Annotated in this window: 14 protein-coding genes; 9 read left to right on the forward strand and 5 right to left on the reverse strand. The window is 71.1% G+C overall.

Annotated elements, in window-relative coordinates; translation table 11 throughout:
* Nucleotides 1–59: 59 nt before the first annotated feature.
* Together ACIHCM_RS01935 and ACIHCM_RS01940 are read right to left on the reverse strand one after the other, a co-directional pair.
* On the reverse strand, nt 60–2,567 hold the full coding sequence (locus tag ACIHCM_RS01935) for an ATP-binding protein (RefSeq protein WP_399887765.1): 2,508 nt from the start codon (nt 2,565–2,567) through the stop codon (nt 60–62).
* Between the two features lie 9 nt (nt 2,568–2,576).
* Complete coding sequence (locus tag ACIHCM_RS01940) at nt 2,577–2,666, reverse strand: potassium-transporting ATPase subunit F (RefSeq protein WP_399887767.1); 90 nt, start codon at nt 2,664–2,666, stop codon at nt 2,577–2,579.
* 768 nt (nt 2,667–3,434) lie between these two features.
* On the opposite strand from ACIHCM_RS01940, the gene kdpB reads away from it, so the two are divergent.
* The 3 genes from kdpB (at nt 3,435) to ACIHCM_RS01955 (ending at nt 7,929) form a co-directional block, all read left to right on the forward strand.
* Nucleotides 3,435–5,588, forward strand: coding sequence for a potassium-transporting ATPase subunit KdpB (gene kdpB / locus ACIHCM_RS01945; RefSeq protein WP_399887769.1), 2,154 nt, complete (start codon nt 3,435–3,437; stop codon nt 5,586–5,588).
* 339 nt (nt 5,589–5,927) lie between these two features.
* The gene (locus ACIHCM_RS01950) at nt 5,928–6,737 is read left to right on the forward strand and encodes an SDR family NAD(P)-dependent oxidoreductase (protein ID WP_399887771.1); all 810 of its coding nucleotides are present in this window, start codon (nt 5,928–5,930) and stop codon (nt 6,735–6,737) included.
* 526 nt (nt 6,738–7,263) lie between these two features.
* The gene (locus ACIHCM_RS01955) at nt 7,264–7,929 is read left to right on the forward strand and encodes a GNAT family N-acetyltransferase (RefSeq protein ID WP_399888694.1); all 666 of its coding nucleotides are present in this window, start codon (nt 7,264–7,266) and stop codon (nt 7,927–7,929) included.
* A gap of 187 nt (nt 7,930–8,116) precedes the next feature.
* Here ACIHCM_RS01955 and ACIHCM_RS01960 read toward each other — a convergent pair whose 3' ends face one another.
* A complete protein-coding gene (locus tag ACIHCM_RS01960) occupies nt 8,117–8,428 on the reverse strand; it encodes a hypothetical protein (RefSeq protein WP_399887773.1) in 312 nt (103 codons plus the stop codon).
* A gap of 65 nt (nt 8,429–8,493) precedes the next feature.
* Here ACIHCM_RS01960 and ACIHCM_RS01965 point away from each other — a divergent pair, with 65 nt between their 5' ends.
* On the forward strand, nt 8,494–8,745 hold the full coding sequence (locus tag ACIHCM_RS01965) for a hypothetical protein (protein WP_399888697.1): 252 nt from the start codon (nt 8,494–8,496) through the stop codon (nt 8,743–8,745).
* 281 nt (nt 8,746–9,026) lie between these two features.
* On the opposite strand, the gene ACIHCM_RS01970 is transcribed toward ACIHCM_RS01965, so the two are convergent.
* Entirely contained in the window at nt 9,027–9,998 is a 972-nt protein-coding gene (locus ACIHCM_RS01970) for an alpha/beta hydrolase (RefSeq protein ID WP_399887775.1), read from the reverse strand.
* 396 nt (nt 9,999–10,394) lie between these two features.
* Here ACIHCM_RS01970 and ACIHCM_RS01975 point away from each other — a divergent pair, with 396 nt between their 5' ends.
* From ACIHCM_RS01975 to ACIHCM_RS01995, 5 genes are all read left to right on the forward strand, one after another.
* Nucleotides 10,395–12,275, forward strand: a complete 1,881-nt coding sequence (locus ACIHCM_RS01975) for an amidohydrolase (protein WP_399887777.1) — start codon at nt 10,395–10,397, stop codon at nt 12,273–12,275.
* 137 nt (nt 12,276–12,412) lie between these two features.
* Nucleotides 12,413–13,075: a hydrolase gene (locus ACIHCM_RS01980; protein WP_399887779.1), complete on the forward strand. Its 663-nt coding sequence runs from the start codon at nt 12,413–12,415 to the stop codon at nt 13,073–13,075.
* 40 nt (nt 13,076–13,115) lie between these two features.
* Nucleotides 13,116–13,640, forward strand: a complete 525-nt coding sequence (locus ACIHCM_RS01985) for a DoxX family protein (protein WP_399887781.1) — start codon at nt 13,116–13,118, stop codon at nt 13,638–13,640.
* Nucleotides 13,621–14,358, forward strand: a complete 738-nt coding sequence (locus tag ACIHCM_RS01990; RefSeq protein ID WP_399887783.1) for a YoaK family protein — start codon at nt 13,621–13,623, stop codon at nt 14,356–14,358. Before ACIHCM_RS01985 ends, ACIHCM_RS01990 begins: the two co-directional genes overlap by 20 nt.
* 30 nt (nt 14,359–14,388) lie before the next feature.
* Nucleotides 14,389–14,964, forward strand: coding sequence for a Dps family protein (locus ACIHCM_RS01995; protein WP_399887785.1), 576 nt, complete (start codon nt 14,389–14,391; stop codon nt 14,962–14,964).
* A gap of 63 nt (nt 14,965–15,027) precedes the next feature.
* Here ACIHCM_RS01995 and ACIHCM_RS02000 read toward each other — a convergent pair whose 3' ends face one another.
* Entirely contained in the window at nt 15,028–16,002 is a 975-nt protein-coding gene (locus ACIHCM_RS02000; protein WP_399887787.1) for a helix-turn-helix domain-containing protein, read from the reverse strand.
* Nucleotides 16,003–16,206: the final 204 nt, after the last annotated feature.

Here is a 16,206-nt window from a genome sequence, read left to right on the forward strand (position 1 = left end):
CGACCGCCGCAACCCGGTCCCGGAGCGCGAACCCGGTCATCTCTCCTCGGCTCCCGCGCTCATACGGCGCCTTGTGTGCTCTGCGCACCACGAGCCCGTGCCCTCTGCTCGCCGACGGCGGCCGGCAGGGAAAGGACCATGGTCAGTCCCCCGCCGGGAGTGTCCTCCGGCGTGAGTGTTCCGTCCATGGCCTCGGCCAGGCCCCGCGAGAGGGCGAGACCGAGGCCGAGGCCGGCGGTGTTGTCCGTGTCGCCCAGCCGCTGGAAGGGTTCGAAGATCCGCTCCCGGTCTTCGGCCGGCAGGCCGGGCCCCCGGTCGACGACCCGCACCTCGACCCGGTCGGCCAGGGCGCTGGCGCTGACGAGCGCCTTAGTCCCCGGCGGGGTGTGCCGGGCCGCGTTGGCGACCAGGTTGGCGATGACCCGCTCCAAAAGCGGCGGGTCGGCCAGGATCTCGGGGATCCCTTCCAGGTTCGCCGCCTCGACGCCGGTCGCATCTCCGAGCGCCGACGGCAGGACTTCCTCCAAGGTCGTGGGCCGCAGGTTCAGGGGGAGGGCGCCGGCCTGGAGGCGGCTGAGGTCGAGGAGGTTCTCCAGCAGCCGGTTCAGCTTGGCCATGGACTCGTCGGCGGTGGCCAGGAGTTCCTCGCGGTCCTCGTCCGAGAATGCGACATCGCGGCTGCGCAGCGAAGTGATGGCGGCCCAGCCCGCGGCAAGCGGGGTGCGCAGGTCGTGGCCGACGGCCCGCAGCAGGGCGGTGCGGAGCCGGTCTACGGCCTTGACCGGCTCTATCTCGGCGGCGGCTTCGGCCAGCCGGGCCCGCTCCACCGCCGACCCGACGTGCGCGGCGAAGGCGGCCAGCACCCGCCGCTCGGAGGAGGGGAGTGTACGGCCGCGCAGCAGTAGGTAGGAGCGGGAGCCGACCGGGACGGTGACCCCGTCGTACGTGCCGGGGCCGGGCGGCTGCTCGACAAGTTCCGCCGACTCCATGCCGAACGTCTCGCGCGTGCGCTCCAGCAGCGCCGGGATCGTCGCGCCGCCGCGCACGATCGTCCCTGCCAACGACGACATCGTCTCCGCTTCGGCGGCGGCCCGCGCCGAGCGCCGGGACAGTCTCAGCGAGCGGTCGACGACGGCCGCGACGGTGGCGGCGACGATCGCGAAGACGACGAGCGCCAGGAAGTTGTCGGTGTCGCCCAGCGTGAAGTGTCCTGTGGGCGGCACGAACCAGTAATTGAGCAGCAGGGACGCCGTGACCGAGGCGACCACGGCGGAGGTGACCCCGCCTATGCAGGCGACGCCCACCACGGTCAGCAGATACAGCAGCGCCTCGCTGGTGAGGTTGAGGGTGCCGCGTACCTGCTCCAGCAGCAGGGTGAGCAGTACCGGCAACGCGAACCCGGCAACCGGACCCGCGATCCGACGCCCGGTCGTGAGAGTGCGCCGCCGGGACGGCAGCAGCCTGCCCCGCCCGGCCCGCTCGTGGGTGACCATGTGGACGTCGATGTCGCCGGAGAGCGCGACGGTCGTCTCACCGATGCCCCGGCCGGTGAGAAACTGTTCCAGGCGGCCCCGGCGGCTGGTACCGAGCACCAGTTGCGTGGCGTTCTCGGCGCGCGCGAACTCCACCAGCGCGGTGGGCACGTCGTCCCCGACCACAGAGTGGTAGCTGCCGCCCAGATCCTCCACGAGCCCCCGCTGCCGGGCGAGCGAGGCGTGCGAGGCACCGGCGGCCAGCCCGTCGCTGCGGGCGACGTGCACCGCGAGCAGGTCACCGCCCGCCGACCGGTCCGCGATCCGGGCACCCCGACGGATCAGGGTGTCGCCCTCCGGCCCGCCGGTCAGCGCGACCACCACTCGCTCCCGGGTCTCCCACACCCCGCCGATACCGTGCTCGTTGCGATACGACTGCAGCGCCTCGTCGACCCGGTCCGCCACCCACAGCAGCGCCAACTGCCGCAGGGCGGTCAGATTGCCGGGCCGGAAGTAGTTGGCGAACGCGGCGTCGATCTTCTCGGGCTCACGGATGTTGCCGTGCGCCAACCGCCGCCGCAGCCCTTCCGGCGGGATGTCGACCAGTTCGATCTGCTGGGCGCGCCGTACGACCTCGTCGGGCACCGTCTCGTGCTGCGGCACCCCGGTGATCTTCTCGACGACGTCGTTGAGGGACTCCAGATGCTGGACGTCGACGGCGGTGAGGACGTCGATGCCCGCCGCCAGCAACTCCTCGATGTCCTGCCACCGCTTGGCATTGCGGCCCTCGCCGGGAATGTTGGTGTGGGCGAGCTCGTCCACGACCGCAACCTGCGGGCGCCGGCCGAGGACGGCGGCCAGGTCCATCTCGGGGAAACCCCCGCCCCCGTAGCCGCAGTCGAGCCGGCCGACGACCTCCAGTCCGTCGAGCATGGCCTCGGTGTGCGGCCGTCCATGGCACGCCACGAACCCGACCACCACGTCGGCGCCCCGCGCCGCCCTGCGCCGCGCCTCGTCGAGCATCCGGTAGGTCTTGCCGACCCCGGGTGCCGCCCCGAGGTAGACCTTCAGCCGTCCCGGCCGTACGTCGTTCATCGGGTCGTCTCAGAACCTCTCCGGGAACTTCAGAGCCAGGACGAGGTACCCGACCAGACAGCCCGCGACGATCAGGCCCACGACGTTCTCGATACTCACCGGCACTCAGCTCCTCGGGCTCCCGGGCCGGACCCGTCCCGTGCCGCTCCGGCCTGTTTTCCCTCACCAAAGCGTTTCTCCCGGCTGCCCGGCACTGTTTTGACACATCTCTGGTGCCGCGCCCGAGGACCTTGACGTGACGTTGACGGCGCGGCGAACCGTCCAGGGGTCAGCGGAACTCGGCGAGCGGTGGCCGTGGCCCCAGGACGGTCAGCGCGCCCGCCGCAGGCCGCAGGCCGCAGGCCGCAGGCCGCAGCGCAGGGGAGCAGATCGGCGAGGGTCGAACGGCCGGACCGCACCGACGCCGCGAAGTGCTGTCACTTGATGGCGATCAGCCTCCCCAGGGCGTCCCTGTACGCGCCGAGATACGCGTGGGCGCGACGGGCGCTGAGAGAGCCGCTCAGGCACTTGACGCCCTCATGACGCCAACTCAGGTTTCTTGACAGAGGTTTGACGCCTCTTACGGCCGGCCCGTATGGGAGCCGCAAATTCCTTTGCGAGCGCGGTGGTTCGAGCCTCGGGCGCGGTTAGATTCCCTGTCGGCCGCCGAAGAGGCCACGGGCGTCAGTGGCCTCACGGTTCCGGACCGATCGTCCGGAACCGGTCGAGGCGGCGCGGGGCGTGTCGAGGGGCACGCATCGGCGCACGGCGTTCTGTCGTCGTCCCACCGCCGACGTCCGTGCGCGCCCGCCGTGCGGGGCCGGGGCCCCCGGCCCCGCACGGCTCCTGCGGCCACTGTCATGTCGTCGACGAGACCCGAAGGTCCCCATGTTTCCCGCCGCTCGCGAGCAGGCCCCACCGTCCCGCCACCAGCGCCCGACGCGGCCCGGAGCAAGACCGAGTGCCCGACGGCGTGCCCCGAGCGGGATCTTCGAGCCCGCCCAGCTCGTCCGGTCCTTCCCCGAAGCGCTGCGCAAGCTGCACCCCAAAGTTCTGGTGCGCAAACCGGTGCTGCTCGTCGTCTCCGCGGGAGCGGTCCTGACCACACTGTCGGCTCTGTTCCACCCGGCGGTCTTCACCTGGGTCATCAGCGCCTGGCTGTGGCTGACGGTGATCTTCGCCAACCTCGCCGAGGCCGTCGCCGAAGGCCGCGGCAAGGCTCAGGCCGAGTCGCTGCGCAGGGCCCGTACGGACACGGTGGCGCTGCGCCTGCTGGACTGGCGCTGGGGCACCGATGTGCGCACCGCCCGCTCGGAGGCCGTCGCCGCCACCGACCTGAGACCGCTCGACGTCGTGCTGGTCGAGACGGGCGAGATGATCCCGGCCGACGGCGATGTCGTCGACGGGGTGGCGGCGATCGACGAGTCCGCCGTCACCGGAGAGTCGGCCCCGGTCATCCGCGAGTCGGGCGGCGACCGCAGCGGCGTCACAGGCGGTACGACGGTCCTTTCCGACCGGATCGTCGTGCGGGTCGGCGCCCGCCCCGGCCACAGCTTCCTGGACCGGATGATCGCCCTGGTCGAGGGCGCGTCCCGGCAGAAGACGCCGAACGAGATCGCCCTTAACATCCTGCTGACGTCGCTCACGATCATCTTCGTCCTGGTCGTGGTCACCCTGCAGCCGATGGCCTCGTACGCGGACGCCGCCCAGTCGACGACCGTGCTGGTGGCTCTGCTGGTCACGCTGATCCCGACCACGATCGGCGCCCTGCTCTCCGCGATCGGCATCGCGGGCATGGACCGCCTGGTCCAGCGGAACGTCCTGGCCATGTCCGGCCGGGCCGTCGAGGCGGCGGGGGACGTGGGCACCCTGCTTCTCGACAAGACCGGCACCATCACCCTGGGCAACCGCGAGGCCGCCGCCTTCGTGCCGATGCCCGGCGTCGACGAACGGCAGCTCGCGGACGCGGCCCAGCTCTCGTCGCTGGCCGACGAGACACCCGAGGGCCGTTCGATCGTGGTCCTCGCGAAGCACAGGCACGGGCTGCGCGAGCCCGCCGAGGGTGAGTTGGCGAACGCCCGCTGGGTCGCCTTCAGCGCACAGACCCGGATGAGCGGCGTCGATCTGCGCTGGGGCAACGGCGCGGTGTGCGCCATCCGCAAGGGCGCCGCCCAACAGGTGATCGAGTGGGTCGAGATGTACGGCGGCGAAGTCCCGTCCCAGGCACGGCACTACGCGGACTCGGTGGCCGCGTCCGGCGGGACGCCGCTGCTGGTGGCCGTGCACGACTGGAACGGCCCACGTGTCCTCGGCCTGGTCCACCTCAAGGACGTGGTCAAGGACGGCATCCGCGAGCGCTTCGCGGAACTGCGCCGCATGGGCATCCGGACGGTGATGATCACCGGTGACAACCCGCTCACCGCCCGCGCGATCGCCGAAGAGGCGGGCGTGGACGATTACTTGGCCGAGGCGACCCCCGAGGACAAACTCGCGCTGATCAGGCGCGAGCAGGAGGGCGGGAAGCTGGTGGCGATGACCGGTGACGGCACCAACGACGCGCCCGCGCTCGCACAGGCGGATGTCGGCGTCGCGATGAACACGGGTACGTCGGCCGCCAAGGAGGCCGGCAACATGGTCGACCTCGACTCCAACCCGACCAAGCTCATCGAGATCGTCGAGATCGGTAAGCAACTCCTCATCACCCGGGGCGCGCTGACCACGTTCTCCATCACCAACGACGTCGCCAAGTACTTCGCGATCATCCCGGCCATGTTCGCGAGCGCCTACCCCGGTCTGGGAGCACTCAACGTGATGGGCCTGCACAGCCCGACCTCCGCGATCACCTCGGCGATCATCTTCAACGCCCTGATCATCGTGGCTCTGATCCCGCTCGCCCTGCGCGGCGTCCGCTACACGCCCGCGTCGGCGCACGACCTCCTGCGCCGCAACCTGCTCGTGTACGGCCTCGGAGGACTGGTGCTGCCCTTCGTCGGCATCAAGCTGATCGACCTGTTGGTCTCCGGGGTGCCCGGCCTTGGCTGAGCCTCGCCCTCTGTTGTGGCACCCCGGCCGTCAAGGACGCATATGCGCACGTCAGAAGGGTGTAAGAGAACGAGAGTCGGGCTTGCCCCCGCTCTGCGGTACGGCTTCCATGGATGACGTGAACAGCGCCTGGCTTCTCTTCGACCGACCGCCGAGTCCCGCTCGGCCGTCCAGTCGTGCGCCGCGCTGTGCGGAAATGCCCGCGTCCGTGTCCCACTGACGCGTTCCGCATCCCCCGGGCGCCGTGACTCCCGTCCGGCGTCCCGCCCCGTTGTGTACCGCACGCCCACCGCCCCGCATCGGGGCCTGCGTCGCGTGCCGTCAACCCCGGATTGGATCATGTCCGACACCACTCTTTCATCCCGCACGGCCCTGGTCACCGGTGCCACGGCCGGCATCGGCTACGAGACCGCACGGCAGCTCGCCGAGCGCGGTGCCACCGTGCTGCTGCACGGTCGTACCGCCGAGGACGCCCGAGCCGCCGCCGACAGCCTCATCGCCACCGCCGGCATCGACGCCAACCAACTGTGCACGTACGCCGCAGACTTCGCACGTCTCGACGAGGTCGAGGCCCTCGCCCACAAGGCAGTCGCCGAGCACCCTCATCTGGACGTCCTCGTCAACAACGCGGGCATGGCCGCACCCGAGCGGCACACCGTCACCGCCGACGGCAACGAGATCGCCTTCCAGGTCAACTTCCTCGCCCACTACCTGCTCACCTGCCTGCTGGAGCCCGCGCTGACCAGCGACCCTGGCGGCCGGGTCGTCAATGTGTCCTCCTCCCTGCACCGCACCGCCTCCATCCAGTGGTCCGACCCGAACCGCGCCCGCCGCTACTCGCGCCTCGCCGCGTACGCCCAGTCCCAGCTGGCCCTGACGGTGTTCGCGGCGGACCCACGCGTCACCGCGGTCTCCGTGCACCCGGGCGTCTGCGACACCGCGCTGCTCCCGCTGTACGCCCACGAGGGCGTCAGTCCCGCCGAGGGCGCCGCGCATGTGGTCCGGCTGTGCGACCCGGCGGTCGAGATCGTCAACGGCGCCTACTACGACCGCACCGAGCGCGTGGACCCGGCCCCGGCCGCCACGGAGGACCGCACGGTGAAGCGCCTCATCAGACTCGCCGACCTCCTGGTCGGTCGCACCGCTTGAACCTCTGTCCATTTCAAGGGAGTTGACCCGAGTGTCGAAGCGCGCCCGCAAGAAGAAGGCCCGCCGCAAGAAGAAGGCGAACCACGGCAGCAAGGCCGGCCAGCGCTGATCCGACCGACAGGGACGGGCGGTTGCCCCACCCCGCACCAGGCCCCGCCCGCCCTTGTCCCCCACCGGCCACCCACGGGGCATCGATGATCGAACTCACGCGCTGCACGACCTCATTCACCCGCCGGTTCCCACCCGGTCTCCGGCCCGGCAGCCATCGGCCAGCATGTGCCGATCACGGGAGTCGGCCTCCCCCAGGTGGGCCGACCGCCCGGCCGAACCGCGCGTTGTCGCGGCCACCTGTGCGGGCCACGCCGTGCTGCGCGGCTCCCCGGACGCCCTCACCCCCGAACTTCGCGCCTCTGGCCGACCATCGCATGGACAAGCCCGCCCGTTTCCCGCCCGCGCCAGATGCGCGTTCGGCCGCCTCACCCCACGGGAGCGCATGATCTGGACTCTCCAGGCCACACCCCAACCCATGCGCTCACAGCGGCGTCACCGTCCGCCGCCTGGAGACGGCGGACGCAGTGCCCTGCGGCCCCTCGGTCCTGAGGCGTCCTGGATCACTGACACCTGGGGCGGACCGCCGGGGCTCGCCTGCACGCACTTCCGGGGCGCCCGCTACGGGGCCGTGGCCGTGTACACCGTGCCTGAAAACCGCCGTCACCGCCTGACTCTCGCCTGCATCACCGCCCTGTGCGGGGACATCACCGCTGGCGGCCACCTGCCCAGTTGGAACTGCTCACTCCACAACCGCCCCGGCCGCCTGCTCGCCTGGAACGCGGGCTTCCGCCTGGTCCGCGAGTACGTCCATTACGCGGACGGAAGCCCCTCCCGGCAGGAGCCCCTCGCCTATAGACAGGAAGATGAGGCCCGAAGCGCGCGAGAGCCACGAGAGTCCGTTGAGCAGCGCCGTATCCGACCCGACGCCGCCAACGGGCATCAGCCCGAGGGGGGACACGCCAGACGATACTTTCGAGTCCGTCCGAGGTCTTCCGTCCCGCTGTTCGCTGAATTCCGACGCCCCCCACACCCACATGGCGCCCGATATACCCTTCCTGCCCATCAGCGGATCGGACAGGGCGGGCGATACGCGAGGGCAAATTCGGCCCGGATTCGACCCGAACCATTTGTTCAACTATGAAACATATCCTCTGACCCGCGGAAATAGAGAGCGGCAGACGAGTCGGGCTGTACGCCGGGGACTGGTTCCAAAACGCTATGACCTGCACAAACGTGAAGGGAGGACGGCTCCGTGGCTACCTTGATGGCTACGTAAGGAGACGCCCCGCCCGGCACCGTCCGGACGGGGGTTCGTCGTTTCTCGGGGTTCAGACGGTCTGCTCGATGCGCTCGAAGATGTCCGAGTCCGTCTCCTGTTGCCAGGCCGGAAGGTCGACCCAGTCGGCGACGTACCCGGGCTTCGGCTCCTCGAAGTGCTTGAGCATCTGGGCAGTCCAGCAGATCGCGACGAAGCCGCCCTTCTGCTCACGGGTGAGCCGCGCGGCGTACCCTTCGCTGATCCTGATGAAGTCGCGCACCCGTCCGTACACGGCGGTGGCAGCCTCGCGCTCCCACTCCGGCGTCTCGTCCCACGGTGTGACGTGGCCGGGCTTCGGCTCACCGGGGTAGTGCCTGGTCACCCGACCTCGTCAACAGCAGCGATCACGCGATCGTTGCCACGTTCGAGGCCGTTTACCGGGGCATCATCCAGTACTACCAGCTTCCCGGAGACGTCTGCCGGCTGCACCGCCTGCGCTGGGTCATGGAACCGTCCATGCTCAGGCCCCTGCGGCAAAGGACCGTTCGACCGTGCCAAACGTGGCCAGGCCAGAGTCGACACGCCCAACGGGCCCCGAGTGTGCTTCGAGGCCCGCAGCGAACGGGAGAACAGGAAAACACTGGCGGCACGGTTCGGTGCGACTACCCTCGAACGGCAGCGGGCTGGAGCGTGAGATGAACGACACCGGCGACGCCCGTGACCTCCCCGATCCGGCGGCATCGACCACCGCGATGCCGCCAGCCGCCTACGGGGCGTCCCGGGCGGCCCTGCGGACAGCAGTGTCCGTCGGTTCTCTGCACCAGGGACAGCCGTAGGCGGGGCTGTTCGAGACCACCACCGGGGCCGGGTGCCGGTGCAACCGCCCGAGGCGGGATTCCGCTTCAGGGCCCGGCCTCGGTGTGTCACCCGTTCTCTCCCCGGCCTGACGGCAGCGCGCCGCACCGGGGCCGTCGAAGGGGTCAGTCGGTGTGCAAGGCCGCCTGCAGGGTGCGCACGGCCATGGTGATGGCGGCTTCGGCGGCGTGGGTCTCGCGCAGGGCGTTGAGCATCACGAAGTCGTGGATGATGCCCTGGAACCGCGCGGCGGTGACCGGGACACCGGCCTCGCGCAGCTTGTTGGCGTACGCCTCACCCTCGTCCCGGAGCACGTCGGCCTCGGCGGTGATGACCAGCGCCGGGGGCAGGCCGGTGAGCTGCTCGGTGGTGGCGCGCAGCGGGGAGGCAGTGATCTGGGCGCGGGCGGCCTCGTCGGTCGTGTACTGGTCCCAGAACCACTGCATGCCGTCGCGGCGCAGGAAGTAGCCGGTCGCGAACTGGTGGTAGGAGCCGGTGTCGAAACTGGCGTCGGTGACCGGGTAGAACAGCACCTGCTGGACCAGCGGCAGGCCGCCGCGCTCCTTGGCCATCAGGGTCAGCGCGGCCGACATGTTGCCGCCGACGGAGTCGCCCGCCACGGCCATGCGCGTGGCGTCGAGGCCCTTGGTGGCGCCCTGCTCGACGACCCATCGCGCGACGGTCCAGTTCTGCTCGATGGCGACCGGGTAGCGGGCCTCGGGCGACAGGTCGTACTCGGGGAACACGACCGCGGCGTTCGCGCCGACGGCCAGCTCGCGCACCAGGCGGTCGTGGGTGTGGGCGTTGCCGAACACCCAGCCCGCGCCGTGGATGTAGACGATCACCGGCAGGGTGCCCTCGGCGTCGGCGGGCTTGACGATCCGGGCCCGGACGCTGCCGGTGGGGCCCCCTTCGACCGTGATCCACTCCTCGTCGACGGCCGGCTTCTCGATCTCGCCGGACTGCACCTCGTCGACGCCCTTGCGCCCCTCCGCCGGGGGCAGTTCGAAGAGGTAGGGCGGGTTGGCGGTCGCCTCGGCGAACGCGGCTGCGGCGGGTTCCAGCACCGGCTGGACCGGCGCGAAGGCATCAGACATGCGGGGCTCCTGCAATTTCGTCGGGTACGTCAGTCGTTCCGGCACACGACGCGGATCGTCGCCAAGGGCACTCCGGCGCCGCTGATCTTCACGGTAGGGCCACCGGGGAAACGCCGGTTGTCCACAGGTGCACGCCTGATGTCCCACAGCGCACTGCCCCCTGTCCCGAGACGAGGCCGCCAACTGCCGTGACGCGCAGTGCGCTGCGAGCACCGTTCCAGTGCACGGACGGGACACACGACCGCGTCCGCCGCGCCTAGCGTCGGCTCGGCGGACGCGGTTCGCCCCGCCATCGAAAGCGAACAGGCACGCCGGCACCGCATCCCTGGTCCGCCGGTGCCAACGCGGCGGACATCGAAGACGCTCATCCCCGAGGGGGCCTGCAACGTGTGTGCAATGCCTGTCGGCGGACTGGTTCCCCAGGCCACCGACGACGCCGCGGAACTCGTCGTCCGCAACGCCAGAATCCATACCGGGGACCCGAGCCGCCCGCACGCCGAGGCGCTCGCCGTCCGGGACGGTGTCATCACGGTCGTCGGTGACGACAAGGACGTGGCCCCGCACATCGGCGCGGCCACGAAAGTGATCGACGCGCTCGGCCGGCGCATGGTCCCGGGCCTCAACGACGCCCATCTGCACGTGATCCGCGGCGGCCTCAACTACGTACTGGAACTGCGCTGGGACGGGGTTCCCACGCTGCGCCAGGGTCTGGCGATGCTGCGGGAACAGGCGGCGCGTACCCCGAAGGGCCAATGGGTGCGGGTGGTGGGCGGCTGGTCGGCCGAGCAGTTCGCCGAGCGGCGGCTGCCGACCGTCGCCGAACTGAACGCCGCCGCCCCCGACACCCCGGTGTTCGTGCTGCACCTGTACCAGTCGGCCGTCCTGAACCGGGCGGCGCTGAAGGCCGCCGGATTCGACAGGGACACGCCCGACCCCAAGGGCGGACAGATCGTCCGCGGCCGGGACGGCGAGCCGACGGGCATGCTGCTGGCCGCGCCCAGCGCCCTGATCCTCTACTCGACCCTGGCCAAGGCGCCGGCGCTCGAGGGCGGGGACCGCAAGACCTCCACCCGCCACTTCCTGCGCGAGCTGAACAGGTTCGGGCTGACCTCGGCGATCGACGCTGCCGGCGGCTTCCAGAACTTCCCCGACAACTACGCCACCGTCATCGAACTGGCCGAGGCCGGACAGCTGTCGCTGCGCATCGCCTACCACCTGTTCCCGCAGACACCGGGCCAGGAGATCGACGACCTCACCCGCTGGACGGAGACGGCCCGCCCCGAGGACGGGGACGAATGGCTGCGGCTGAACGGAGCGGGCGAGAACCTCACCTGGGCGGCGGCCGACTTCGAGAACTTCACCCAGCCTCGTCCGGAACTGGCCGCCGGTTACGAGGCGGAGTTCGAGAAGGCGGTGCGCCTGCTCATGGAGAGCGGGTGGGGGTTCCGACTGCACGCCACGTATGACGAGACCATCCGCCGGGATCTCGCGGTGTTCGAGAAGCTCGCCGCGGAAGGGCTCTTCCCGGCCGGGAACCGGTGGCTGTTCGACCACGCGGAGACCGTCTCCGCCGAGAGCCTGGACCGCATCGCCGCGCTCGGCGGCGCCATGTCCGTGCAGAACCGCCTGTCCTTCCAGGGTGAGGCGTTCGTACGGCGCTACGGTCCGGGCAGAGCCGCCGACGCCCCGCCGATCCGCGCCATGCTGGACCGCGGCCTCACCGTGGGCGCCGGCACCGACGCCACCCGGGTCTCGACGTACAACCCCTGGGTCGCCCTGCACTGGCTGGTCAGTGGCCGCACCGTCGGCGATCTGGCCCTGCGCCCGCCGGCGAACCGCGTCGACCGGCAGACCGCGCTGGACATGTTCACCCGTGCCGGAGCGGCGCTCACCGGCGAGGACGACGTCAAGGGCGTGCTGCGGCCGGGAAGTTACGCGGACCTGGCGATCCTGTCCGGGGACTACTTCACCGTGCCCGAGCCGGAGATCGCGCACATCGAGTCGCTGCTCACCGTCACCGGGGGCCGGATCGTCTACGCCGCCGGCGAGTACGAGGGGCTCGACGAGGAACTTCCCCCGGTGAGCCCGGCCTGGAGCCCGGTGGCCCACTTCGGCGGCTACCAGGCATCCCGCCGGGCGGCCGGCGCCGGCGCCCGCCAAGCGGCGTCGCTCGGCGAGGTCGTCGCCGAATCGGAGCAGCACCGGCAATGGCGTGCCGCGCGCGGTCTGACCCCGGACATCGCGACCACACCCTTCGATCCCTGCTTCGTCCTCTGAACTCCCGGAAGGAGCCAGGCACTTGAGCCGCCCCTTCCGGGACACCAGCCACCGGCTCCATCCGCCGGACGGCACCACCCCTCGCCCCACGGCCCGGACAGCGGTCCGCGCCGTCCCTGCCCAGAAAGGCTCCCACCATGGTCAACATCGCTGAGGTCACCCCCGCCCCCAGCCCCGACCTGCTCACCCCGGACAACTGCGCGGTGCTGTTCGTCGACCATCAGCCGCAGATGTTCTTCGGCGCCGGCAGCGGTGACCGGACCGCGATCATCAACGCGACCGTGGGCCTGGCGAAGGCCGCCAAGGTGTTCGACGTGCCGGTCGTGCTGAGCACCGTCGCCGCCGAGTCCTTCTCCGGCCCGATCATGCCCCAGCTCCCGGACGTCCTCCCCGAGCAGAAGATCATCGACCGCACCACGATGAACGCCTGGGAGGACGTCGCCTTCGTCGACGCCGTCAAGGCAACCGGCCGCGAGAAACTCGTCATCGCCGGCCTGTGGACCGAGGTCTGCGTCGTCCTGCCCGTGCTCTCCGCCCTCGCGCAGGGCTACGAGGTCTACGTCGTCACCGACGCGTCCGGTGGTGTCAGCCCGCAGGCCCACGAGCACGCGATCCAGCGCATGGTCCAGGCCGGGGCCGTCCCGGTCACCTGGGTGCAGGTGCTCCTGGAGCTCCAGCGCGACTGGGCCCGCGGCGAGACGTACGAAGCGGTGACCGGCGTGGTGATGGAGAACGGCGGCGCCTACGGCCTCGGCATCGTCTACGCGCAGACCGTCATCGGCGCCCACGCCGCAGGCTGACCCTCACGGCACGCGACGACCGCGAACAGGCTGGAACACGATGGACGCTGGACTGTTGGTCCTCCGGCTGGTGGTGGGGCTGCTCATCGCCGGACACGGAGTGCAGAAAGTGAGCTTCCGACTCGGAGGCAACGGTGTGGCGGGCGGGACCGAGGAGTTCCGCCGCGACGGATTCCGCGGCGGCCGGCTCACGGCTCTCACCGCGGGAGCCAGCCAGATCGGTTCCGGCCTGTTCCTGGCGGTCGGCCTGCTCACGCCCCTGGCCGCGATGGCCGCCATGGGCGTGATGACGGTCGCCGCCACGGTCAAGTGGCCCAAGGGCCTGTGGGTGCAGAACGACGGCTACGAGTACCCGCTGGTCCTCGTTGCCGGGTGTGCGGCGCTGGCCCTGACCGGGCCCGGCCGGTGGTCCCTCGACCACGCGCTGGGGCTCGACCCGTGGCCGCTGTGGGTGTCCGGAGCCGCGATCGCGGTCGGCCCCGTCAGCGGGCTGCTGACCCGCCTCGTGCTGCACCGTGCGCCCGCCGCGTCGGAAGGGAAACGCCATGCGCAGGCTGCTGACTGACGCGTTCCACACCCTCGTGCCGCCCCGAGGGGACCGCCACGGCCCGCTGCCACCACTGCTGCTGACGCTGACCGTGGTCACCGGTCTGGTCGACGCCGTGAGCTATCTGTCCCTTGAGCATGTCTTCGTCGCCAACATGACCGGCAACGTGGTCTTCCTCGGCTTCGCGCTGGCGGGCGCCGAGAGCCTGTCCGCGCTCGCCTCTGTCGCCGCGCTGGCGGCGTTCCTCCTCGGTGCGCTGGCCGGCGGGAGGCTCGGTACACGTCTCGCGGCGCACCGCGGACGCCTGCTGCGGACGGCCACGGCCGTGGAGACGCTCCTGGTCGCCGTCGCCTCAGCCGCTGCCGCGGTCACCGGCGGCCGGGTCACCACCGCCGTCCTCTACGCGCTGATCGTGCTCCTGGGGCTGGCGATGGGACTGCAGAACGCGGTCGCCAGGCGGCTCGGTGTCCCCGACCTCACCACGACCGTCCTGACGCTGACCCTCACGGGGCTGGCAGCGGACTCCACCTCGGCGGGCGGCGCGGCGCCGAGGCCCGGCCGCCGGATCCTGTCCGTACTGGCCATGCTGCTCGGCGCCCTCGCCGGAGCCGCGCTCGTCCTGCACGGCCATCTCGTCCTCACGCTGGGCCTCGCCCTGCTGCTCCTGGCGCTCACGTCCGTGGCGACGCACCTGCTGTCCCGCACCGACGCCGCCTGGACCCGGCCGCCGTCCTGATTCACCGCACGTCATCCCCGGAGGTACGTCATGACCATCAGCTCCCAGGCCACCGGCAGCCAGCCGTGGCTGCATCAGAAGGGCCCCGTCATCCAGGAGTTCGGAACCGTCAAGCAGTTCCCCGTCGCGCTGTCCTACGAGGCGCGCATGTACTCCTGCCAGCGCCTGAACCAGATGCTGGCGGACACCCAGATCCTCTACGGCCTCTACAAGAAGCACCACTGGATCATGCGGGGTGCGACCTTCTATCAGCTGCATCTGCTGCTGGACAAGCACGCCGGGGAACAGCTGGAGCTGGTCGACACCCTCGCCGAGCGGGTCCAGACCCTGGGCGGCGTCGCAGTGGGCGATCCCCGGCACGTCGCCGAGATCACCTCGATCCCGCGCCCGCCGGACGGTGTGGAGGGAGTCCCGGCGATGCTGTCGCGGCTGCTCGAAGCCCACGAGACGATCCTGACGCAGGCCCATGACGCCGCCGCCCGTACCGCCGAGCTCGGCGACGACGGCACCAACGACCTGCTGGTCTCCCAGATCATCCGCACCGGCGAACTGCAGGCCTGGTTCCTCGCGGAGCATCTGGTCGACACCCCGCTGGTCCGCTCCTGAGGAGCTGCTGAGCCTGCCGTACCCCGGCGGCCGGGGTACGGCAGGCTCAGCAGCCCCGGTGTCTCAGACGCAGCTCTCCTGAGGCGCCCGCAGCGCACGCCACTCGCTCGGGGACATGCCGTACGCGGCACGGAAGGACCGGCTGAAATGGGCGGGGTTGACGAACCCCCAGCGCATCGCCACCGCCGACACGGTGGGGCTCACGCTCCCCCGGCGGGCCAGCTCCCGGCTGCACTCCTCCAGCCGACGGCGCTGGATCCAGCGGCCGACGGTCGTGCCGTCCCGCGCGAAGATCTTGTGCAGGTAGCGCACCGAGATGTGGTGGGCCGCGGCGATCGCCTCGGGCGCGAGTTCGCTGTCTCCCAGGTTCTGGTCGATGAAGTGCCGGATCCGCTGGGCCAGGGCCCGGCGCGCGCTGTCCGGGTCGGCGTGCCGGGGCTCCGTGCGCTCCGCAACGAGCGTCGTCAGGAGGTCCGCCACGTTCCCCGCCAGCAGTTCGCCGACGCCCTTCGCGCACTGCGGGGCCGTCCGGGCCAGCGAGGCCAGGAACGGCGGGAGCAGCGCCCCCACACCGGAGTCGCTGCGCAGCTCGGTGGCGGTGATGACGTCCAGGTCGTCCTGCGCCACGTGCAGTGCGCGCCGGGGCAGCTGGAAGACGCGCCGGGTGGACCGGTCGGCGCTGTCCAGCAGATACGGGCGCGCGGTGTCGCAGACCACCAGGCTGCCGGGCGTGAGCCGGGCCTGCCGGTCGTCCTGCTCGATCACCGCCGTACCGGCCACCTGCTGAGTGATCATCACGGAGCCGCCCTGTCCGCCCTCGCGGTCGATCAGGCGCCGGCTGCGGACGACCCGCTCGGGATCGGCCTCCACGGTCGACAGCCGCAGACAGCCCAGGCTGTCGGTCGCGATCCGGCCGTGGAACGGAGCGCCGCTCAGGGCCGTGACGTTCACCGGCACGAAGGCACGGGTGACGAGTTGGTTCCAGTACGAGAGCTTCTCCGCGTCCGGAACGGCGTCGGTACTCGCGATCAGGCTCATCGGGCGCTCCGATCAGGTCGGCCGGCGGCTACTCATTCAGCGTCGGCCTTCGCGTGAACCGTGAGGTAAGTCATCTGACCGACGAAGCGCGGTGCAGTCGCCCCGCGCCACGTTTGCGCAGCTGCGAGGCGCCGCCTTGCCCGCACCGGCACGGGCGATGTCCTGCCCGTGCACCGCTCGCGGCGCCGCGGCGGGCCGGCTGCC

Source organism: Streptomyces sp. NPDC052023, from assembly GCF_044548465.1.
Classification (GTDB): Bacteria; Actinomycetota; Actinomycetes; order Streptomycetales; family Streptomycetaceae; genus Streptomyces.